Here is a 22,627-nt window from a genome sequence, read left to right as displayed (position 1 = left end):
CACATGCTTTCTGCACTTTGGGTCGCGAAGACCGGTCTGTCCGCCCAGGACATGAACCTGACCACCATTTCCAACAACCTGGCGAACGTCTCGACCACCGGCTTCAAGCGTGATCGCGCCGAGTTCCAGGATCTGCTCTATCAGGTTCGTCGTCAGCCGGGCGCCCAGGCGACCCAGGACAACCAGCTGCCGTCCGGCCTGCAGCTGGGTACCGGTGTGCGCATCGTCGGCACGCAGAAGAACTTCACCGAAGGCAGCCTGCAGACCACCGACCAGCCGCTCGACATGGCGGTCAACGGCGACGGCTTCTTCCAGGTGACCATGCCCGACGGCACCGTCTCCTACACCCGCGATGGCACCTTCCACCTGAACTCCGATGGCCAGGTGGTGACCGCCAACGGCTTTCCGCTGGAGCCGGCGATCGTCGTTCCGCCGGAAACCCAGACCTTCACCGTCGGCGAGGACGGCACCGTTTCCGTCACCGTGGCCGGCAGCTCGACGCCGACCGTGATCGGCAACATCCAGACCGCCAACTTCATCAACCCGGCCGGCCTGCAGGCCACCGGTAACAACCTGTTCATGGAGACCGCCTCCAGCGGTGCGCCGCAGACCGGCACACCGGGCCTCAACGGCCTCGGGACCGTCCTGCAGAACACCCTGGAGAACTCCAACGTCAGCACGGTCGAGGAACTGGTGAACATGATCACCACCCAGCGTGCCTACGAGATGAACTCCAAGGTCATTTCCACCGCCGATCAGATGCTCGGCTTCGTCACCCAGAACCTGTAATACCCGCGAGGTAGCGCTCCATGATCCGCCTTACCGTTATCGTCCCCGTGCTCGGAGCGCTTTTTCTCGCAGGATGCGTGGCCCCGGCGGCCAAGCCCAACGACCCGTACTACGCGCCGGTGATGCCGCGCACGCCGATGCCGGCCGCCGCCACCAACGGTTCGATCTACCAGCCGGGTTTCGACCAGAACCTGTACAGCGACCGCAAGGCGTTCCGCGTCGGCGACATCATCACCATCACGCTGCAGGAACGTACCCAGGCGAGCAAGAACGCCAGCTCCGACATCTCCAAGGACAGCTCGGCCAACCTCGGCCTGACCTCGCTGTTCGGCGGCGCGGTGTCCGGGACCAACCCGCTGACCAAGAACAGCATGGACCTCAGTGCCCAGTTCTCCGGCAGTCGCGATAACAAGGGCGACTCCCAGGCCGCGCAGGGCAACAGCCTGACCGGCTCGCTGACGGTGACCATCGCCGAAGTGCTGCCCAACGGCGTCCTCGCCGTCCGCGGCGAGAAATGGCTGACGCTGAACACCGGTAACGAGCTGATGCGCATCTCCGGCCTGGTTCGCGCCGATGACATCGCCACCGACAACACCGTCGTGTCGACCCGCGTGGCCGACGCCCGCATCACCTATTCCGGCACCGGCGCGTTCGCCGATGCCAGTCAGCCGGGCTGGCTGAGCCAGTTCTTCACCAGTCCGCTGTGGCCCTTCTGAGGCGCATGATTATGTTCAAGTCGATGTTCGTCGGGATCGCTCTGCTGTTGTCCGCCACCGCCGCTCACGCCGAGCGGCTCAAGGACATCGCCAGCATCCAGGGTGTGCGCAGCAACCAGTTGATCGGTTACGGCCTGGTGGTCGGCCTCAGCGGCACGGGCGACCAGACCACGCAGACTCCGTTCACCATCCAGACCTTCAACAACATGCTCGCGCAGTTCGGCATAAAAGTGCCGGCTGGCGGCAACGTGCAGCTGAAAAACGTTGCCGCCGTGTCGATCCATGCCGACCTGCCGGCGTTCGCCAAGCCGGGCCAGACCATCGATGTGACGATCTCCTCGATCGGCAACTCGAAGAGCCTGCGCGGCGGCAGCCTGCTGATGACCCCGCTGAAGGGGATCGACGGCAACGTCTACGCGGTGGCCCAGGGCAACCTGGTGGTCGGCGGCTTCGACGCCGAGGGCCGCGACGGCTCGAAGATCACCGTCAACGTTCCGTCGGCCGGACGCATCCCCGGTGGCGCGACCGTCGAGCGGCCGGTGCCGAGCGGCTTCGACCAGGGCAACAGCCTGACGCTGAACCTCAACCGTTCGGACTTCACCACCGCGAAGCACATTGTCGACAAGATAAACGAGCTGCTTGGCCCGGACGTTGCATCAGCCATTGATGGAGGCTCTGTACGCGTCAATGCTCCGTTGGATCCGAACCAGCGCGTCGACTACATATCGATTCTCGAGAACCTCGACATCGATCCGGGTCAGGCGGTTGCCAAGGTCATCATCAACTCGCGTACCGGCACCATTGTCATCGGCCAGAACGTCAAGGTCTCACCCGCAGCGGTGACCCACGGCAGCCTGACCGTAACCATCAGCGAAGACCCGATCGTCAGCCAACCCAACGCGCTGGCGGGCGGCGAAACGGTGGTGGTACCGAATTCGAAGATCAAGGCGGAACAGGAAGCCAAGCCGATGTTCAAGTTCGGCCCGGGTACCACGCTGGACGAGATCGTCCGTGCGGTTAACCAGGTCGGCGCGGCACCGGGGGATTTGATGGCCATCCTCGAAGCTCTGAAACAGGCCGGCGCCTTGCAGGCCGATCTGATCGTCATCTAAGCGGGGATTACAGCGATGGACTCACGCCTGGGCGGAAACTACAGCAGCAACACCGACTCGGGCTCGGTCACCGATCTGAACCGTCTCGCCGCCATGAAAGGCAAGAACCGGGACAGCGCGGAGAACGTCAAGAAAGTCGCCCAGGAGTTCGAGTCGCTGTTCCTCAGCCAGATGATGAAGTCCATGCGCTCGGCGAACGAAGTGCTGGCCGACAAGGACAGCCCGTTCTCCAGCCAGACCAGCAAGCAGTACCAGGACATGCACGACCAGCAACTGGCGATGAACCTGTCCAAGGAGGGCGGCATCGGCCTGGCGGGCGTGCTCGAGCGCCAACTCAGCCACACCACCAGCGGCGCCGGGCGGAAGAATCCGTTCGCCCAGTCCGGCGATGCCGCCGCGGTGACCGCGACCACCGAGAAGGGCAAGACCCAGCCCAACGGTGCGGTGTGGCCGTCGTCCTCGAAGAAGCTCGCCGCCGTCGATCCGACCCGCGACGACTCCAAGCTGATCAACCAGCGTCGCCTGTCGCTGCCCGCGTCGATTTCCCAGCGCATCGCCGCCGGCATCGTCCCGGACAGCGCCGAGAAGACCGCGGCGGTCGCCAGCATCGCCGAGCAGATCGGCAGCGACTGGAAGCAGGTTCAGCAGAGCGCGCAGACCCAGGCCGCCAACCCTTTCCAGAACCGCATCGCCGGCCTCGACAAGAGCGCCGCGCCGGCGTCGATCAGCAAGGCCGATGCAGTCGCCGCCACCAGCGAAAAGACCCGGTTCAGCAGCAAGGAAGACTTCATCCAGACCATGCTGCCAATGGCCGAAGCCGCTGCCAAGCGCATCGGCGTCGACCCGCGTTACCTGGTCGCCCAGGCCGCGCTGGAAACCGGCTGGGGCAAGCACATGATTCGCCAGGCCGACGGCAGCAATGCCAACAACCTGTTCGGCATCAAGTCGCACGGCTGGAAGGGTGGTTCGGTGAACGCGGTGACCAACGAGTACGTCGGCGGCAAGGAAGTGAAGGAAGTCGCCAAGTTCCGCACCTACGACTCCTACGCGGACAGCTTCCACGACTACGTGGACTTCCTGCAGACCAACGAGCGTTACGGCGACGCCCTGAAGACCAATGGCAACTCCGAGAAATTCATGACCGAGCTGCAGGAAGCCGGCTACGCCACCGATCCGCGTTACGCCCGCAAGGTGAACCAGATCGCACGCAGCATGGACACCTATCACTCGATCCAGACGCTGGCCTCGGTCGGCTCCGGCACCACTCGTATATAAGGCCTGAGCCATGTCGAACCTACTTTCCATCGGTCTTTCCGGACTGTCTGCCAGCCAGGCGGCGCTCAACGTCACCGGTAACAACATCACCAACGCCGACACCGCCGGCTACACGCGCAAGACCACTGAGCAGGTGGCGGCGCCGTCGCAGCGCAGCGGCAACGTCTACATCGGCAGCGGCACCACGCTGACCGACGTTCGACGCATGTACAGCAGCTACCTGGGCACCCAGGTGAACACCAGCACCTCGCTGAGCAGCGACTCGCAGTCGTACTACACCCAGATCCAGCAGGTGAACTCGCTGCTGGCCGACAGCACCACGGGCATCAGCACCGTGCTGCAGAGCTTCTTCACCTCGCTGCAGACCGCTGCCGCGAGCCCGACCGATGCCGCCTCGCGGCAACTGCTGCTGACCCAGAGCAACGCGCTGTCCAGCCGTTTCAACGCAATCTACGACCAGCTCGCCGACCAGAACGGCTACATCAACGAGCAGCTCGGCAGCATGACCAACCAGGTCAACAAGCTGGCCTCCAACGTCGCCCAATACAACCTGGCGATCACCCAGGCCGCGTCCACCGGTGCCACGCCCAACGACCTGCTCGATGCGCGCGACGAGACCGTTCGCCAGCTCAACGAGCTGATCGGCGTGTCCGTGGTGAACCAGGATGGCAACTACAACCTGTACATCGGTTCCGGCCAGCCGCTGGTCGTCGGCAACAGCGCCTCGACGCTGAACGCCACGCCGAGCCAGGACGACCCGACGCGCTACGCGCTGACTCTGACCCAGGGTTCGGCGACCCGTGACGTAACCTCCGCGGTGACCGGCGGCGAGATCGGCGGCCTGCTGCGCTACCGCACCGACGTGCTCGACTCGACGATGAACGAGCTCGGGCGCATGGCGCTGGTCGTTTCCGACGCGGTCAACAGCCAGCTCGGCCAGGGCCTGGACCTGAAGGGCGAGTTCGGCGCTCCGCTGTTCGGCGACATCAACAGCGCCACGCTGATCGCCCAGCGCAGCCTCGCGCAGGAGGGCAACAGCAGCGCGACGTCGAACTTCAACGTCACCATCAAGGACTCCGGCGCGCTGACCACCAGCGACTACGAAGTCACCTTCACCGACAGCACGCACTACACGGTGACCCGCTCCTCCGACGGCGCCAAGTTCCCGTCCGGGAACGGCACCTTCGACACCGCGACGAATCCCGCGCCGGTGGTCGATGGATTTTCCCTGCAGCTCACCGGCGGCAACGCCGCGGCGGGCGACACCTTCACCATCATTCCCACGCGTACCGCGGCGGGTTCGATCAGCACCTCGCTGACCGATGCCGGGCAACTGGCGTTCGCCGCGCCGCTGGCCGGCGTGGTCACCACCGGCAACTACGGTTCCGGGGCGATCACCCAGCCCACGCTGACCACCAAGATCGACATCACCGACCCCGTCGCCCAGGCCAACATGCAGGCGAGCCTGAAGAGCGGCATGCCGGTGAAGATGGTGTTCGACGCCGCTGGCGCCGGAACCCAGGGTTACAACCTCTACGATTCGGCCGGCAACAACATCGGCACCGGCACCATCGTGCCGGGCAACAACAACACCGTGACGGTCAACGTGGCGGCCAACCCGCCCAGCGTCCCCTCGGCGTTCAGCTTCGAGACGTCCATCAGCGGCAAACCGGGTGCCGGCGACAGCTTCACCTTCTCGTTCAACGCCAATGGCACCGCCGACAACCGCAACGCGCAGAGCCTGCTGGACCTGCAGACCAAGGCCACCATCGGCTCCAGCGGCAGCAGCTCGGGCAAGAGTTTCGTCGCCGCCTACAGCTCGCTGATCGAGCAGGTCGGCGCCAAGACCAACCAGGCCAAGCTGGATGCCAGCGCGACCTCGGCGATCCTGACCCAGGCGAAGAGCAGCTGGGATTCCTATTCGGGGGTCAACCTCGACGAGGAGGCCGCCAACCTCATCAAGTTCGAGCAGTACTACAACGCGTCGTCACAGATCATCCAGATCGCGCGCAGTACCTTCGACACCTTGATCAACAGCTTTTAAGCGGAGGCTGAGAAATGCGTCTTTCCACCTCGCAGGTGTTCACCTCCAACGTCTCCGGTTACCAGAAAGGCTACTCGGAGATCGTCAAGACCCAGCAGCAGCTGTCCAGCGGCGTGCGCATCCAGACCCCGGCGGACGACCCGGTGGGCGCCGCGCGCCTGTTGCAGCTCGAGCAGCAGAGCTCCGAGCTGGGCCAATACAGCACCAACCTGACCACGGCGACCAACAGCCTGACCCAGGAGGAGGGCGTACTGACCTCCGTGACCAACGTGCTGCAGCGCGCCCGCGAGCTGGCGGTGCGCGCCGGTAACGGCTCGCTGTCGGACAACGACCGCACCTCGATCTCCAGCGAACTGGAGCAGATCCAGACCCAGCTGATGAACCTGATGAACAGCAAGGACTCCAGCGGGCAGTACCTGTTCAGCGGTTCCAACAGCGGCACCCAGCCCTACATCCAGAATCCCGATGGCACCTACACCTACCAGGGCGACCAGGGCGCGCTGGGCCTGCAGGTGGCCAGTTCGACGCGGATGTCGATCAACGACAGCGGCTGGAGCGTGTTCGAGAACGTCACCAACGCCAGTCGGACCTATTCGGATGCGCCCACCCGCGACTACACCGATCCGGACACCGGCGTGGCCGTGACCGGCCCCGTCGCTGCGGGCGATCAGCGTGTGTTCCTTTCCCAGGGGCTGGTGCAAAACGACAGCAAGTACAACGACAGCTTCCGCGCTGGCTCGCCGTACACCCTGGAGCTGGTCAGCAGCACGCAGTTCAGGATCACCGACAGCGCCGGCGTGGATGTCACGTCCGAGGCGTCCGCCACAAACGGCAGCTTCGATCCGACCGCGATCGACGGCAACACCGTGACCTTCCGCGGGGTTAGCCTTGAGCTGGACGTCGCCCTCAAGGAGAACGACAACTCCTCCGACACCTCGCTGGACAACCTGCTGACCGGCTACAGCTTCGACTTCGGCATGGCACCCGACGAGTTCGCCGTGACCCGCAGCGCGACCAACACCTCCAGCGCGCAGATGACCGCCAGCGTTGCTAACCAGAACGCCTACACCACACAGTTCCCGGCCAACGGCGTGATCGTCCAGTTCAGCAGCGCGACCGCCTACTCGGTGTACGCGCAGCCGATGAAGGCGGGCGATGCGGCGATCTCCACTGGCACCCTGGGCGCCACCTTCCCGCAGACCATCAGCGCGGGCGGCGTGGACATGACCATCAGCGCCGTGCCGGCCAACGGCGACCAGTTCACCCTGCAGCCCAAGTCGCAGCAAACTCAGGGCATCCTGGAAACCATCTCCAACCTGACCGCTGCCCTGAAGACGCCGACCTCCGGCGACACCGCTGCGCAGCTCGCCCTGCGCGACGCGGTCGCCTCGGCGATCACCAACCTCGACAAGGGTTCCAACCAGGTCCTCGCCACACAGGCCTCGATCGGCGCACGACTGAACACCATCGACGTGCTGAGCACCGAGAACGAAACCCTCTCCATCACCAACAAATCCACCCAGTCGGACATCCGCGACACCGACATGGCCGCCGCGACCACCCAACTGGTCCTGCAGCAAACCATGCTCGAAGCCGCCCAGGCCTCTTTCATCAAGATCAGCCAGCTGAGCCTGTTCGACAAGATGTAAGGCTTCGCCGGCAATTCCCTTCCTCGCTGACGAAAAAGCGCGCCCGAAACGGCGCGCTTTCGTTCGTTCTATGCTGTTTTCACAAACAAGCTCGGTGGAAACAGGCATCAAGCTTGCAAACCCCAGTCACAACCTAAGCATCCGCCAAAAAACCGCCACGCGGTTGAGCGCATAGAGGCAGCGACGATGATGGAAGAGGCACAAGCCGTTCGGCAGCAAGCGTATGAGCATTTCAGCCAGGGCAACTTCGATGAGGCGCTGACGCTTTTCCGGCAACTGGAGAGCGAAGCGGAGGACGCCGAACTGGCGAACGACATCGCCGTCGTTCTCTACCGCCTGGGGCAGACGGAAAAGGCCGTCGAGAAGTTTCGTCATTCCCTGAGCCTGGGCGGCGGCGATTTCCTCGCGGTGAATGCCATCGAAATCCTCGACGAACAGGTGAAGAGCGCGGCTCTCAAGCCCGCTGCGCCGGTCGCCGCGCCTGCGCCCGCGCCGATATCCGCCGTCTCATCCGCCTTCGCCGATCTGGGCCGCAGCCTGACCGGCCAAGCCCTCGAAATCTGGCGCAAGGACAGCCCGTACGCGCTGCACCGCGCCGCCGCCGCGCTGGAAGACGAGGAGTGGTTCAAGGTCATTCTGAAAAGCGTCGACGATCCCGTTCAGCTGGACCATTTTCTCCCCGGCTTCATCAGCGCGACCGATCAGGCGGTATTCGTCGGCTCTTCGGGCGGGGCGGCACTTCAGGAGGCGATGCGCTTCATGCGCGTCGTACTGCGGTACGCCAGGACAAATGGCATCGCCTTCGACGACAAGACCAAGATCGCCGACTTCGGCAGCGGTTGGGGCCGCTACACGCGCTTCCTGCTCAAGTACGCCAGCCCGGACAACATCTACGGCCTCGAAGTGAACAGGGGCATGGTCGAGCATTGCCGCAAGGCGTTCGGCCTGGGCAACTTCCTGAAGGTCGAGGCTTTCCCGCCCTGCGATCTGCGCGACGGGCTGCTGGACCTCACCTTCGGATACTCGGTGTTCTCGCACCTGTCGCCGGACTGCGCGAACGCCTGGATCGAAGAGTTCGCGCGCATTACCCGGCCGGGCGGGCTGGTCATGATGACGACCCAGGGCCGTTCGTTCATCGATTACTGCGCCGACATTAGAAGGCGCAACGATCGCTCCAACGAATGGTTCGTGTCACTGATCAACTCGTTCGTCGATGTCGAGGCCAGTTACCGCGACTACGACAGCGGTGTACTGCTGCACGCGGGCTTCGGTCAGTATGGTGGTACGTACGGCGAAACGCTGGTGCCGAAGGGGCATATCGAGAAGCACTGGCTGAAGTATTTCGACCTGGTGGACTTCGTCGACAGCCGCTCCTGTCTGCCCCAGGCACTTTTCGTTCTGCGCCGCAATGAACGAGTATTCGAGCATGCCTGATCGACATATGGCTTCATGGGCGGGTTGGGGCAGCCGCAAGGCGCCACGCAACGGGTATGAAAAACAGGTGGGCTGCCTTGACGTCCGGAGGAAACATGCGTCGCGATGAATTGGATCCCTTGCCCTACGCGGAGGGCTATCCCAGTCTGCTTTCGGTGACGGGGCGGGTCGACATACACAGTCTGGCGGCGAAGTTCCTCTCCGACAGCCGCACCCAGGGCGCCTACCTGGAGTTCGGCGTCGGCAAGGGCCGCTCGGCGGTGTCGGCGCTGCGGGCCTATCGCCGTGAAAACGTTTGTGACCGCTACATCCTTTGCGATTCCTTCGAGGGCCTGCCCGAGCTGACCGGCGTCGACGTGGGCTCCCGCCAGTTCCAGCGCGGCGACTACGCGTTCGACCAGCCCGCCGTCGAGGCTTTCCTGGAGCGGTACGGGGTGGCGGATGCCGCGCCCGTCTCGTTCGTGAAAGGCTGGTTCGGACCCGATACCGCCGATGAAGTCACCCGTGCGCTGGGCGACTCACCGGTGGCCGTCATCCATGTCGATGTCGACCTCTACGAGTCCTGCAACTGGGTGTTGCAGGCGGTCACCCGCCACGTGCGTCCCGGCGTGGTAATGCTGTTCGACGACTGGAACTGCTTCAACGCCTCCAACCGCTTTGGCGAACGTCGGGCCACCGCGGAATGGCTGAATGCCAATCCCGGATTCGAATTGAACGAACTCTCATCCTACGGCTGGCACGGACGTGCCTTCGTATTCGATTGTCTCTGAGCGAATGCTCGGTACAGGAGCCAGATATGTCCGGAAAAGTGGTCGCCATCATGCCCGCAAAGGGCAGCAGCGAACGAATCAAGAACAAGAACCTGGCCGTTCTGGACGGTGAGCACCTCTTCAAGAGAAAGCTTCGCCAACTGCTCGACTGCAAGGAGATCGACGAGGTCTATCTCGACACCGATTCGGACGAGCTGGCTGCGCTGGTCGATGATCTGCCCGTCAAGTTCCTGAAGCGCCCGAGCGAGCTGGCGAGCAATCAAACCGACGGGCATGAGCTGTTCGCCTACGAATGCGCCCAGGTCGAGGCCGACATCTACATCCAGACGCTTTGCACCGCGCCCTTCGTCGATGCCGAGTGCATCGGCCGCGCGCTTCGCCAGTTGCGCGAGAGCGGGGCGGATTCGCTGATCGCCATCCGCAAGGAAAAGCAATACACCTGGGGGGAGGACGGCCCTCACTACGGCACGGGGCGCATCCCCAACAGCGTGGATCTGCCGCCCACCTACATCGAGGCGATGAGCCTGTACATGGTCAAGCGAGGTGACGCCCCCATCACCCGGCGTTTCACCGAGAAGCCGACGTTTTTCGAGCTCAGCCCCGAAGAAAGCCTGGATGTGAACTGGCCCGCCGACCTGCAGTTGGCCGAGACCGTCTCCGCCGGCAAGCGCGCCCAGGAGAACCTGGCGATGCAGGCGCTCAAACCCTTCCTGTCGTCCGCAATCCTCTCCGATATCACCCGGCAACTGGGGTACGACTGCACGCTGCCGAAAGAGCTGAAGCCCAACATGGGCCGGCGCGTGTTCGGCCTGGCGAAGACCCTGCAGCTCGATCATTGCAAGCCCGCCGAGTCCTGGGAGGGCATCTATGACGCCCTGGGCAGTTACGAATTCGTCCGTCCGGGCGATGTCATCGTGGTCAACAATCCGGTTCCGGACAGCGCCTATTTCGGCAATCTGAACGCTGGGCTCGCGTCCCGCGCCGGCTCGGTCGGCGCCGTCATCAACGGCCTGACCCGCGACGTGAACGCCGTGCGCAACCTGGATTTCCCGGTGTTCTCCCAGGGCCATTACTGCTCCGACATCAAGTATCGCGGAGTCGTCCGCTCGATGAACAAGCCGGTTCTGATCGGCGAAGTACGCGTGGCCAACGGCGACTACGTGTTCGGCGACGAAGACGGAATCGTCGTGGTTCCGCGGGAGAAATGGGCTGAGGTCAAGGCCGCCGTGCTGCAGGGCATCGACAAGGAGTGGCGCGTCGGCAGGGCGGTAGCGATGGGGCTTCCGGCCCAGGAAATCTTCAGTTCGATTGGGGAGTTTTGATGAATTTTCTGTACTACCTCGAACCCTTCATCGAACGGCAGAGGCCCTTTTGGAAAGCGGGCTGGCTGGACTTCGCGAAAACCTTCGCCAAACCGCTCAAGGAGGTTGGGGGCGATTTTCGCCTGTTGATCGGTGAACCACTGGAGTCGGAGGCGCTCAAGAGAGGGTTTGCTCGGGAAGAGCTGTATATCGCTGACTATCAGCCATTCATTGGCAAGGTCGGCCGCGATTATCTCGATATCACCTCCCGCTGGTACAACGGCGAGGACGGCGAAGTCCTCGACGTATTCGCGGCGTATGCCGAGCGTCTTCTGGGCGACTACAAGCCCGATGTGATTTTTTCCTTTTCGCCCGCGCCGTTTCTGAACCGAGTGTTCCCCGACGCGCAGATCCTGAACATCGAAGTGGGGATGTTTTCCCGCAAGCCCTTCCCGATGACACTGTATTTCGACGCCTGCGGGATGTTCCGGGACAGCTACCTGTGCCGACATGCCGATGCGATCAACGCCTTTCGTGCGGGGCCGGAGGCGCTGCATTTCATTTCGCAGCTGCGCGAGCGCTATCTGGATGACGGGCTCAGAAAGCTGCTGCCGATCGCCGAGGAAATCTACGGCGACCGGTTGAACGCGTTTTCCCGCAGCGTTCTGCTGCCGTTGCAGTTTTCCGACTATTACGCCTTCGATGCCAACTGCGAGTTCTCCTCGCAGTTCGATTACCTGCAGCACGTCCTGCGCAACGTATCTGCCGATATCGCGGTGGTGGTCACCGAGCACCCCGAGAACCCGGCGGTGACGGACGAGATTTACAGCTACCTGAAGGCCAGGCATCCCAACCTGATCTGGGATGCGCGCGGTCGTGATATCTACGCCTGCTCGCAGCTGGTCCTGCTGTTGTGCGATGCCGTCGTTACAGTCACCTCTTCGGTCGGCATGCATGCCCTGTTTTACCAGCGCCCATTGATCGCGCTGGGTGACTCCTACATGACGCCGTTCGCCGATGCCCATCGCCTCGAATGCCTGGACGACGTTCTGGCGAAGGGCTTCGATGCGGCGCGTGATCATGCGTTGTACTGGCTGTTCAGCCATTACTACGTGTTGTTCGAATCGATCTACGACGGCGACTGGTTCGAGTCGTTCTGCCTGTCCGTCGGGCAGGGCGTTTTCGACGAGGAGCGTCCCGTCTACACGCTGGCGCAACTTCACGACGCCTATCTCACAGGCGACAAGCCGAATCTGGAAGGCGTCCTGCGCGGCAGCCTGGGGCAGAGCTCGACGCTCGCCGCCGTGGTGGCGAGCGCGGCGGTCGAAATCGACCGGCAGGCGCCCGAATCCAAGTCAACCGAGTTGGCTCCCGTGGTGCCTTGCGAGCCGGTTCCCAGGCCCGAAGACCTGCTGCGTCTGATCGCATTCCACCTGCCGCAGTTTCACGCGATCCCCGAGAACGATGCCTGGTGGGGCAAGGGGTTCACCGAGTGGGACAACGTCAAGCTCGGGCGGCCGCTGTTCGACGAGCATTACCAGCCGCATGTTCCTGCCGGGGACCTGGGTTACTACGACCTTCTAGATGTCGAGACGCTTCGTCGCCAGGCCGAACTGGCCCGCAGTCACGGCGTGTATGGCTTCTGTTTCTACTACTACTGGTTCGATAGAAAGCGGCTTCTCGAAAAGCCCGTGGATTTGCTGTTGGCCAATCCGGACATCGATCTGCCGTTCTGCCTGTGCTGGGCCAATGAAAACTGGACCCGCCGCTGGGATGGCGGAGACAAGGAGATATTGATCGCGCAGAGCTACTCGCCGGAGTTGAGCGAGAAGTTCGCCGAAGACCTGATTCCGTACTTCTCCGACCCGCGCTACATCCGGGTCGAGGGCAAGCCGGTGCTTCTCGTTTATCGAAGCGACATCATCCCGGACCTCCAGACGACGCTCGAAACCTGGCGCCAGACCTGGCGGGACGCGGGGATTGGCGAGGCCTATCTGGTCGGCGTGGAAAGCTTCAAGTTCTTCTCCCCCAGCGAAGCCGGCTTCGATGCCAACTGCGAGTTCCTGCCGCACCAGGTCGATTTTTCCGTGCTCGCTCCGGAAGGCCCGTTGACGCACCCCCGGCAGCACATCCAGTCCATTGGCGATTACGAAAAGCTCGCCGACTTCTGGTCGTCCCGCCCTCGCGCGGAATACAAGCGCTTCCGCGGGCTGGTGCCGAGCTGGGACAACAGCGCGCGGCGCCGCAAGGGTGGGGCGACCATGCTGGTCAATGCGAGCCCCGCGGCCTACAAGGACTGGCTTGGCACGACGCTGAGAAAGACCCTGGAGGAATTCGAGGGCGACGAGCGTCTGGTCTTCATCAACGCCTGGAACGAGTGGGGCGAGGGCTGCCACCTCGAGCCCGACGTCAGGCACGGCCTGGCGTACCTAGAGGCAACCCGCGAGGCCGTCAACGAAGCCGTCAGTGTGGCCGGCGAGATAGCGGTGCGGCCTGATCCGGCGTTCGATTCGTTCGTCGCCGATTACGGGCGCTGGGTCGCCGGCAGAACGCTGTCGCTGGGCGAGGCGGATAATCTGCCCGCCCGCATCGAAGGCTATGCCGCCGCCTTGCGCTTCGCTGTCGTCATCAGCGATCACGACGGCTCGCCGGAGCTTCTGGGCCGAACCCTCCGTGCCGTGGATGAGCAGTGCTATCACGCCGGGCCCATCATCGTGTTTTCCGCGCAGCGAAGGCCGGGCGAGCTGTCCGATCGTATCCTCTGGCTCGAGGGCGATTCAGTGTGGTCGCAAATCAACGACGTCATTCCGTCCTTAGAGGCCGACTGGTTCTATCTGCTGCGTGCGGGCGACGTGCTGGACGCGCACGCACTGGTGTTGCTGAACGACCGCCTCAATGCCGAGCCGTCGTTATCGAGTATCTACGCCGATGAGGACGCGCTGGACGGCGCGCACTATCGCGATCCTTTCTTCAAGCCGGATTTCAACCTCGACTTCCTGCGCAGCTATCCCTATTGCGGCCGCACGCTGGCCTTCGAGAAGGACGCCTTCCTGGCCGTCGGCGGGTTCGATCCGTCCTTTGGCGAGTTGAGCCCGCACGATGTGATGTTCCGGCTGGTGGAAAGCCGGGGGCTGGGTTCGATTGGTCATATCGCCGAAGTGCTGGTGCACTGCGACAGGCATATGGGGCATTGGCTGGCCGAGGATGAGGTGATTGCGAACGCACCGCGGCTGACGTCCAATCACCTGACTCGCCTGGGCATTGCCCACAGCATTACCCAGGGCGCCTTGCCGATGATCAATCGGGTGGCCTACCACAACGCCAGCCAGCCGCTGGTTTCCATCATCATTCCCACCCGCGACCAACTTCCCGTTCTGCGGCGCTGCGTCGAAAGCCTCATCGAGAAGACGCGGTATGCGAACTACGAGCTGCTGATCGTCGACAACGCGAGCGAAACTCTCGAGGCCATCGCCTGGCTGGCCGGCATGGAGCAGCTCGGTAGCGACAAGGTGCGCATACTGCGCTATCCCAAGCCTTTCAATTATTCGGCGATCAACAACTTCGCCGCGGAGCAGGCGCGGGGCGAGTACCTGGTTCTGCTGAACAACGACACCGCGATCATAGAAGCCGGTTGGCTGGATGCCCTGTTGAACCACGCCCGGCGCCCTGAAGTGGGAATCGTCGGTGCCAAGCTTCACTTCCTGGATGGGACCATCCAGCACGGCGGCGTCATTCTGGGTCTGGGTGGCCCTGCCGACCACCCGTTCATCGGGGAGCAGGCCGACGCTCCCGGCTACATGCATCGGCTGCTGGTCGATCAGAACTACACGGTCGTCACCGCGGCCTGCCTGATGATCCGTGCCTCGGTCTATGCCGAGGTCGGTGGCCTGGACGAAGACGATTTCAAGGTCTCGTACAACGATGTCGATCTTGGCCTCAAGGTGCGTTACGCCGGCTATCTGACGGTGTGGACGCCCTATGCGGTTTTGGTGCACGAGGGCAGCGTCAGTCAGAGGAATCTGGATTCGCAGTACGCGTCGTCGAAGAAGGAGCGTTTCAACAGCGAGCAACTGGCGATGTATGCCCGCTGGCTCCCACAGATCGCGGAAGACCCCGCCTACAACAAGAACCTCACGCTGTATGCGGGCGGTTTCTCCCTGGCTGCCGAGAGCGAGCGATTCTATTGGCAGCCGTTCGCGGAGAAAGCCGTGCCGTCGATTCTTTGCCACGCCGCGGACGCGTATGGCGGCGGGCAATACCGCGTTCTTCAGCCGTTCAATGCATTGGCGCAGGCGGGGCTTGCACAGGGTGGATACAGCCGCTATCTGCTGACGCCTGCCCAGGTCGAGCGCTTCAAGCCGGACTCGGTGATCCTCCAGCGGCAGTTGCTGGAACCGCAGATCAACTACGTCAGCCGACTCAAGGCGTTCTCCACGGCGCTCAAGGTCTATGAGCTGGACGACTACATCATCGAGCTTCCGCTCGGCAGCCAGCACCGTGCCGATTTTTCCCGTGAAGTCGTGCGTTCGCTGCGCAAGGTCCTTTCCCTGTGCGACCGTTTCGTCGTATCGACGGAGCCGCTGGCGGCGGCGTTGGCCGGCATGCATTCGGACATTCGCGTCGTCAGGAACACGCTCGCTCCCGAGTCGTGGAAAGGTTTGCAGGGGCAGCGCCGGTCGGGTCCGAAGCCCCGGGTGGGCTGGGCTGGTGGGCTTGGTCATGGCGGCGATCTGAAAATGGTCGCCGACGTGGTCAGGGCGCTGGCGGGCGAGGTGGACTGGGTCTTCATGGGCATGTGCCCGGACGAGCTGTTGCCGTTCATGGCCGAGTACCACCCCGGTGTTCCGTTCGACCGCTATCCCGAAAGGCTGGCAAGTCTGGACCTGGATCTGGCCCTCGCGCCGCTCGAGCAAAACCGCTTCAACGAGTGCAAGAGCAATCTTCGCCTGCTCGAGTACGGCGCCTGCGGCTTCCCGGTAGTGTGCAGCGATATCGAGCCCTACCGGTGCGACCTGCCGGTGACGCTGGTGAAAAACCGCTACAAGGATTGGCTCAACGCGATCCGGGCGCACCTGCAGGACCTGGATGCGGCGGCTGCGATGGGCGCGGCATTGCAGACCAAGGTGCGTGCCGAGTGGATGCTCGAAGGCGACAATCTGCAGGCCTGGCGCAAGGCCTGGCTGCCTGACTGAAAGCGTTAAAGTTTCGCGAGCCCGAACCGATAACCCGGATGCCTGAAGACGTGGCTCCGTGGTGATGTTCGGAGTCTCGCGAGGGCGGTCAAGCCCTACAGCAAAAAAGTTTTAAAAAACGTTAAAGCTTTCTGCCGGCACGACGATAAACATCACGAAAGCTCTCTAGGCCAATCCCGGCGGTTGCCAAGGCCGGGAGTCGTACAAGCCCACACCACGAGGTTCTCGTCATGGCTCTTACCGTCAACACCAACATTGCCGCACTGAATACCCAGAAGAACCTGAACAAGTCTTCTGACGCTCTGTCGACCACCATGCAACGTCTGTCCAGCGGCCTGAAAATCAACAGCGCCAAAGACGATGCGGCTGGCCTGCAGATCTCCAACCGCCTGACCAGCCAGATCAACGGCCTGGATGTAGCGGTCAAGAACTCCAACGACGGCATCTCCATCGCGCAGACCGCTGAAGGCGCCATGCAGGAATCCACCAACATCCTGCAACGTATGCGTGAACTGGCCCTGCAATCGGCTAACGGCTCGAACAGCGACGAAGACCGCAACTCCCTGCAGGCCGAGTACTCGCAGCTCTCCACCGAACTGACCCGTATCGCCAGCACCACCACCTTCGGTGGTCGTAACCTGCTCGACGGCTCCTTCGGTACTTCCAGCTTCCAGGTCGGCGCCAACGCCAACGAAACCATCAACCTGACCCTGGGTAACGTTTCGGCCAACCGTATCGGTTCGCAGCAGGCTTCCGCCGACGCGGCCGTCGTCGCCAGCGGCTCGGCTGCCGGTGCAGGCACCATCACCGTTACTGGTGGCGGCAAGACCAAAGACGTCGATATCGAAGCCGGCGCATCCGCTAAGGACATCGCCAAGGGCCTCAACAACTCGATCACCGGCCTGAGCGCCACCGCTTCCACGACCGCTCAACTGAGCATCGACACCGGTAGCGGCGCGGCAACCAGCGGTGCTTCGTTCACCGTCAACGTCGGCACTGCCTCGGCGAGCATCGTGGGTGCCCATTCGACCTCCGACCTGGCCGACCAGCTCAGCTCGAACGCCTCGGCGCTGGGTATCTCCGTCAACTACAACGAAGAAAGCGGCGAGCTGTCGATCACCTCCAGCACCGGTGAGAACATCTCCTTCGACGTGGACGCAGGCAACACGGCTTCCGCAGCGGGCGTGAAGGTCGCGGTGCAGGATTCTGACGGCGAGTTCGGTGCTGGGACTCAGGTGGCCGACGGCCAGACCGTCCGCGGTACTGTCGATCTGAACTCGGCCAAGGCTTACAGCCTCACCGACAAGACCGGTACTGTAGCGGCCACTGTGTTCGGTAGCGGCACCACCAAGTCCGAGCTGACCAGCGTCACCGATACTGACATCACCTCGGCTCGCGGCTCGCAGAAAGCGATCTCGGTCATCGACAAGGCGATCTCCAACATCGATGCCCAGCGTGCCGACCTCGGTGCCGTACAGAACCGCTTCGACAGCACGGTTTCCAACCTGCAGAGCATCTCCGAGAACTCCACGGCTGCACGTAGCCGCGTTCAGGACGCTGACTTCGCATCGGAAACTGCCGAGCTGACCAAGCAGCAAACTCTGCAACAAGCGTCGACAGCGATCCTGGCCCAGGCCAACCAGCTGCCGTCCGCTGTACTGAGTCTGCTCCAGTAATCGATACCAAATAGGGTGGAGGGGGAAGTGCATTGATGCCTTCCCCCTTTTCCCGTTGTGAGGTGATTTCCAAATGAACATCACGACTCCGAATGTGCAATATGTCCCGTCCACGACCACGTCCACGTCCGCTACGTCGGGCAAGGCTTCGTCGGAGGCGGTAACCAGCGTGGCGACCGGGAAGGCCGAAAACGCGGTGAGTGCGGGTGAATCGATTGATCGTGGCGAGCTGGACTCGGCGGTAGCGAGCATGCAGAACTACGCCCAGTCGATTAAACGCAATCTGGATTTCCACCTCGACGACTCCAGTGGCCGGGTGGTCGTGCAGGTCGTCGCCAGCGACTCCGGTGAAGTGATTCGCCAAATTCCCTCGGAGGAAGCGCTGGAACTGGCTGCTAATCTGGACGGCATGCGCAGTTTGCTGTTTCGCGAACAGGCTTGATCTGGCGCGGTTTTTGCTGGAAGGGAAGTATCAGCGCCACTAAAATGGCATAGGGGATATCAGCGATGGTGACTACAACTTCTACGACGGGAACGACGTCTACGACGACGCCGGCTACCACCACCAACTCGTCGTCCACCAAAACGTCGATCACCGGTCTGGGTTCCGGGCTGGATATCGATGCGCTGGTAGAAGTCACCGTCAACGCCGAGAAGGCGCCCAAGCAGGGGCAGATCGATCGCCTTACGGCGAAGACCGAAACCAGTTTGTCTGCCGTGGGCACCTTGAAGGCGGCAATGGAGGCCTTCGAGGCCTCGTTGACCGCGCTGACGTCGAAGAGCACCAGTTTCGACGGTCTCAGTGCCAAGTCGTCCACCGAGACGGTCGCCACCGTCACCTCCAAGTCGGGTGCCGTGGAGGGTTCCTACGCGCTCAACGTCACCAGTCTTGCCACCGCCTCGAAGGTGGCTACCGCGAGTCTCAGCGGCGGCAGCGCCACCACCTTTGCGTCCGGTGGGAAGCTGAAAATCGACGTGGGCGACAACGCCACCTATTCGGTGAACGTGGCTGCCGGCGCCTCGCTGAGCAGCATCCGCGACTCGATCAACTCGCAGTTGTCTTCGAGCGCCGGTATCACCGCGAACATCGTTACCGACTCCAATGGTTCACGCCTCGTACTGTCGTCGGAGACCACCGGCGAGAATACCGATATCTTCATGTCGGGTACCGGTGATCTGGCCGCACTGAATGTCAACGTCACGTCCACCACCGACGACGACGGCGTCACCACCGTGTCGCACAATTTGCAGAAGCAGAGCGGCACCGGTGCCGGTTACATCACCCTTTCCGGGGATGCCAAGTTCACCCTCGACGGGCTGGAGATGTCCAGTTCGACCAACACCACGTCCGCCCTCAGCGGCTTGACCATCACCCTGAAGGGGAAGGGCGAGTCGACGATCTCGATGTCGACCAACACCGATGGCATCAAGTCGTCGGTGGAGACCTTCGTAAACGCCTACAACACCCTGATGACGGTGACCAACGCGCTGACCAAGGTCACCGTGTCCGCCGATGGCAGCACCACGGACGCAGGCGCTCTGGTCGGTGATGCGACGATGCGGACCATGATGAACTCGGTCCGCAGTGCAATGGTCCAGCCGTCCACGGGCAGCGGTAGCCTGAGCATCCTGGCGCAGCTGGGCGTATCGACGAACAAGGACGGCACCCTGAAGCTCGATGAGAAGGCGTTGACCGCCGGAGTCGAAGCCAACTACGACTCGGTCAAGTCCTTCTTCACGGGAGACGACGGGCTGATTTCGCGTCTCGGCGATGTCACCTCGGTGTACACCGCCAAGGGCGGCCTTCTCGAAAGCAAGCAGGACTCGCTGCAGGGCACGCTGGACAAACTGGATGACCAGCAGGAATCGCTTGATCGGCGGATCGAGACACTGCAGACCAGCCTCTACAAGAAGTACAACACCATGGATGCCCTGGTGGCCCAGCTCAACGCGACCAGCTCGAGCATTCTCGAAACGCTCAACGCGTTGAACAACAAGGACAATTGATGTTCCGGGGCTATCACCCCATCCGCCACCTGGGACGGAGCATGAGTAACGGGGCATTTGCCGCGATCGCCACGCTCCGTAATGGCGTTGCCTTGTGTCTCCCCGCCACGCTTTCTCCGAGCAAATTTGCGTTCCACGCTAAAGATTCCACCGGCTGACCCGATAACTAAATCAGAAGGTTTCATTCGTCTCATTTAGGAGCCGCCGGCATGTACCCAGCCTCTGCCCTCAGGAATTACCAGCAAGTCAGCACCCAGTCGCAACTGGCCGAAGCAACTCCTCACCGCCTGATCCAGATGCTCTACGAGGGCGCTTTGGACCGGATAGCCCAGGCTCAGGGCGCCATGGCGCGTGGTCAGACCAGCGAAAAAGGCGTGCTGATCGGCAAAGCCATCAATATCATCAACGGCTTGCGTCAGGCGCTGGACAAGGACAAGGGCGGCGAGTACGCCGACAACCTCGAAGGCCTGTACGAATTCATGAGCCAGCGTCTGCTTCAGGCCAACCTGAAAAACGACCCCAGCTCCCTGGAACTGGTTTCTTCCCTGCTGCGCAAGGTCAAAGATGGTTGGGACGGCATCGCGCCGGCTCCTGCTCCCATTCAAGGTGCGTGATCATGAACACTGCCGTTAAGCGTCTCGAAACTACCGGTTTAGCTTTGCGGGATGCGCTGACCAATCAGGATTGGGCGGCTATCGGCTTGCTCGATCAGCAGTGCCGCGAAGCGGTCGATGACGCCATGCGCGAAGTCGAGCGCGACAGCGACCTGAAGATGACGCTGGAGGACATCCTTGCGATCTACCGCGATCTGGTCACCTCCTGCAGGAATGTTCGCGAGCGCCTCGGCGAGGAAATGGCACAGGTCAACAAGGCCCATCAGGGCGCCAAGATCTACAAGATGTTTGGCTGACACCGTGCTGGTGAAGTGACACAAAGCAAGCCTGAGTCAAATCCAGGCTTTTTTTGTGCCATAAATTTGACTGGCGACCGTTTTTTGACTTTACTAGCGGCATATTGCTACCGCGTTAGAGCCGTGTGGCCTTTTCTCCGTCCGACCTAGAAGCCAACCTCTATGTGGCGTGAAACCAAGATTCTCCTGATCGATGACAATGACGACCGTCGTCGCGACCTGGCGGTTATCCTCAATTTTCTTGGCGAGGATCACCTGGCCTGTCGCAGTCAGGAGTGGCGGGACTGCATCGCTCCGTTGAACTCCAGTCGGGACGTGCTTGGCGTACTGCTCGGCGAAGTCATCGCCAAGGGCGGTAGCAGCGAGCTCCTCAAGCAGATCGGTGCCTGGGACGAGTTCCTCCCGGTGCTGATGATCGGAGAGTCGCTCGCCGCGGATTGCCCAGAAGAGCTGCGCCGCCGCGTGCTGGCCTCGCTGGAGATGCCGCCCAGCTACAACAAGCTGCTCGACTCGCTGCACCGCGCCCAGGTCTATCGCGAAATGTACGACGAGGCCCGCGAGCGTGGTCGTCAGCGCGAGCCGAACCTGTTCCGCAGCCTGGTGGGCACAAGCCGCGCCATCCAGCACGTGCGGACGATGATGCAGCAGGTCGCGGACACCGAGGCCAGCGTGCTGATCCTCGGCGAGTCGGGCACCGGCAAGGAAGTGGTCGCGCGCAACCTGCATTACCATTCCAAGCGTCGCGAAGGGCCGTTCGTGCCGGTCAACTGCGGGGCGATCCCGGCGGAGCTGCTGGAAAGCGAACTGTTCGGCCACGAGAAGGGCGCGTTCACCGGCGCCATCACCAGCCGGGCAGGGCGCTTCGAGCTGGCCAACGGAGGCACGCTGTTCCTCGATGAAATTGGCGACATGCCGCTGCCGATGCAGGTCAAGCTGTTGCGCGTGCTGCAGGAGCGCACCTTCGAGCGCGTCGGCAGCAACAAGACCCAGAGCGCCGATGTGCGCATCATCGCGGCCACCCACAAGAATCTCGAGAAGATGATCGAGGAGGGCAGCTTCCGTGAGGACCTGTACTACCGCCTCAATGTCTTCCCCATCGAGATGGCGCCGCTGCGCGAGCGCGTCGAGGACATCCCGCTGCTGATGAGCGAGCTGATCTCGCGCATGGAGCATGAGAAGCGCGGTTCGATCCGTTTCAACTCCGGCTCAATCATGTCGCTGTGTCAGCACGACTGGCCGGGCAACGTCCGTGAGCTGGCCAACCTGGTGGAGCGCATGGCTATCATGCATCCGTACGGGGTGATCGGCGTTTCCGACCTGCCGAAGAAATTCCGCTACGTCGACGACGAGGACGAGAACCTCACCGCCAGCCTGCGCGAAGAGCTCGAAGAGCGCGCCGCGCTGACCAGCCAGCTTCCGGTGGGCATCGACTCCGGCAGCATGCTTCCGCCCGAGGGCCTGGACCTCAAGGATTATCTGGGCAACCTCGAGCAGGGCCTCATCCAGCAAGCGCTGGACGACGCCAACGGCGTGGTGGCACGCGCCGCCGAGCGCCTGCGCATCCGCCGCACGACGCTGGTGGAGAAAATGCGCAAATACGGCATGAGCCGCCGCGAGGATGAAGACGAGGGCTGACGCGCTTCTCGTCTCTCACGCCCGCTTCACGGGTTTCCCTTCCAAAAGTTTGACGCCCGCTTTTCAACTCATTGAAAAGCGGGCTGTTTTTTTATGGGCACGGGGATTGCTATTCGT

17 protein-coding genes are annotated in these 22,627 nt (G+C 62.5%); 16 read left to right on the top strand and 1 reads right to left on the bottom strand.

The window, feature by feature from the left end; all coding sequences use genetic code 11:
- Positions 1–3 precede the first annotated feature (3 nt).
- The 6 genes from flgG to BLV15_RS14455 are packed head-to-tail and all read left to right on the top strand — an operon-like array spanning position 4 to position 7,585.
- Positions 4–789 (top strand): flagellar basal-body rod protein FlgG, encoded by a 786-nt coding sequence (gene flgG / locus BLV15_RS14480; protein WP_090229641.1) that lies wholly within the window; start codon positions 4–6, stop codon positions 787–789.
- Between the two features lie 20 nt (positions 790–809).
- Positions 810–1,505, top strand: a complete 696-nt coding sequence (flgH, locus tag BLV15_RS14475) for a flagellar basal body L-ring protein FlgH (protein WP_090229638.1) — start codon at positions 810–812, stop codon at positions 1,503–1,505.
- Positions 1,506–1,510: 5 nt separating this feature from the next.
- On the top strand, positions 1,511–2,617 hold the full coding sequence (locus BLV15_RS14470; protein WP_175534368.1) for a flagellar basal body P-ring protein FlgI: 1,107 nt from the start codon (positions 1,511–1,513) through the stop codon (positions 2,615–2,617).
- A 15-nt stretch (positions 2,618–2,632) separates the two neighbouring features.
- On the top strand, positions 2,633–3,892 hold the full coding sequence (gene flgJ / locus BLV15_RS14465; protein WP_090229633.1) for a flagellar assembly peptidoglycan hydrolase FlgJ: 1,260 nt from the start codon (positions 2,633–2,635) through the stop codon (positions 3,890–3,892).
- A 10-nt stretch (positions 3,893–3,902) separates the two neighbouring features.
- Entirely contained in the window at positions 3,903–5,936 is a 2,034-nt protein-coding gene (flgK, locus tag BLV15_RS14460; protein WP_090229631.1) for a flagellar hook-associated protein FlgK, read from the top strand.
- A gap of 14 nt (positions 5,937–5,950) precedes the next feature.
- Positions 5,951–7,585, top strand: coding sequence for a flagellar hook-associated protein 3 (locus tag BLV15_RS14455; RefSeq protein ID WP_090229628.1), 1,635 nt, complete (start codon positions 5,951–5,953; stop codon positions 7,583–7,585).
- Positions 7,586–7,711: 126 nt separating this feature from the next.
- Here BLV15_RS14455 and BLV15_RS22120 read toward each other — a convergent pair whose 3' ends face one another.
- Entirely contained in the window at positions 7,712–7,960 is a 249-nt protein-coding gene (locus tag BLV15_RS22120; RefSeq protein WP_175534367.1) for a hypothetical protein, read from the bottom strand.
- A 33-nt stretch (positions 7,961–7,993) separates the two neighbouring features.
- On the opposite strand from BLV15_RS22120, the gene BLV15_RS14450 reads away from it, so the two are divergent.
- The 10 genes from BLV15_RS14450 to BLV15_RS14405 all read left to right on the top strand — a co-directional run bounded on the left by BLV15_RS14450 (position 7,994) and on the right by BLV15_RS14405 (position 22,510).
- Entirely contained in the window at positions 7,994–9,019 is a 1,026-nt protein-coding gene (locus BLV15_RS14450; protein WP_175534366.1) for a class I SAM-dependent methyltransferase, read from the top strand.
- A gap of 95 nt (positions 9,020–9,114) precedes the next feature.
- Entirely contained in the window at positions 9,115–9,789 is a 675-nt protein-coding gene (locus BLV15_RS14445; RefSeq protein WP_175534365.1) for a TylF/MycF/NovP-related O-methyltransferase, read from the top strand.
- Between the two features lie 26 nt (positions 9,790–9,815).
- Positions 9,816–11,111, top strand: coding sequence for an RraA family protein (locus BLV15_RS14440; protein ID WP_090229622.1), 1,296 nt, complete (start codon positions 9,816–9,818; stop codon positions 11,109–11,111).
- Complete coding sequence (locus tag BLV15_RS14435) at positions 11,111–16,282, top strand: glycoside hydrolase family 99-like domain-containing protein (RefSeq protein ID WP_090229619.1); 5,172 nt, start codon at positions 11,111–11,113, stop codon at positions 16,280–16,282. The genes BLV15_RS14440 and BLV15_RS14435 overlap by 1 nt, the downstream gene beginning before the upstream one ends.
- Before the next feature lie 230 nt (positions 16,283–16,512).
- Entirely contained in the window at positions 16,513–17,958 is a 1,446-nt protein-coding gene (locus BLV15_RS14430) for a flagellin (protein WP_090229617.1), read from the top strand.
- Positions 17,959–18,031: 73 nt separating this feature from the next.
- Positions 18,032–18,400 carry a flagellar protein FlaG gene (locus tag BLV15_RS14425; protein ID WP_090229614.1) on the top strand — a complete coding sequence of 123 codons (369 nt, stop codon included), beginning with the start codon at positions 18,032–18,034 and terminating at the stop codon, positions 18,398–18,400.
- A gap of 65 nt (positions 18,401–18,465) precedes the next feature.
- Positions 18,466–19,965, top strand: a complete 1,500-nt coding sequence (fliD, locus tag BLV15_RS14420) for a flagellar filament capping protein FliD (protein ID WP_090229612.1) — start codon at positions 18,466–18,468, stop codon at positions 19,963–19,965.
- A gap of 209 nt (positions 19,966–20,174) precedes the next feature.
- Complete coding sequence (gene fliS / locus BLV15_RS14415) at positions 20,175–20,579, top strand: flagellar export chaperone FliS (RefSeq protein WP_090229609.1); 405 nt, start codon at positions 20,175–20,177, stop codon at positions 20,577–20,579.
- A gap of 2 nt (positions 20,580–20,581) precedes the next feature.
- A complete protein-coding gene (gene fliT, locus BLV15_RS14410) occupies positions 20,582–20,875 on the top strand; it encodes a flagellar protein FliT (protein WP_090229606.1) in 294 nt (97 codons plus the stop codon).
- Positions 20,876–21,037: 162 nt separating this feature from the next.
- On the top strand, positions 21,038–22,510 hold the full coding sequence (locus tag BLV15_RS14405) for a sigma-54 dependent transcriptional regulator (protein WP_090229604.1): 1,473 nt from the start codon (positions 21,038–21,040) through the stop codon (positions 22,508–22,510).
- The last annotated feature ends 117 nt before the right edge of the window (positions 22,511–22,627 follow it).

It is taken from the genome of Pseudomonas kuykendallii (assembly GCF_900106975.1).
Lineage (GTDB): Bacteria > Pseudomonadota > Gammaproteobacteria > Pseudomonadales > Pseudomonadaceae > Pseudomonas_O > Pseudomonas_O kuykendallii.
This window is presented reverse-complemented; position numbering and strand designations above follow the sequence as displayed.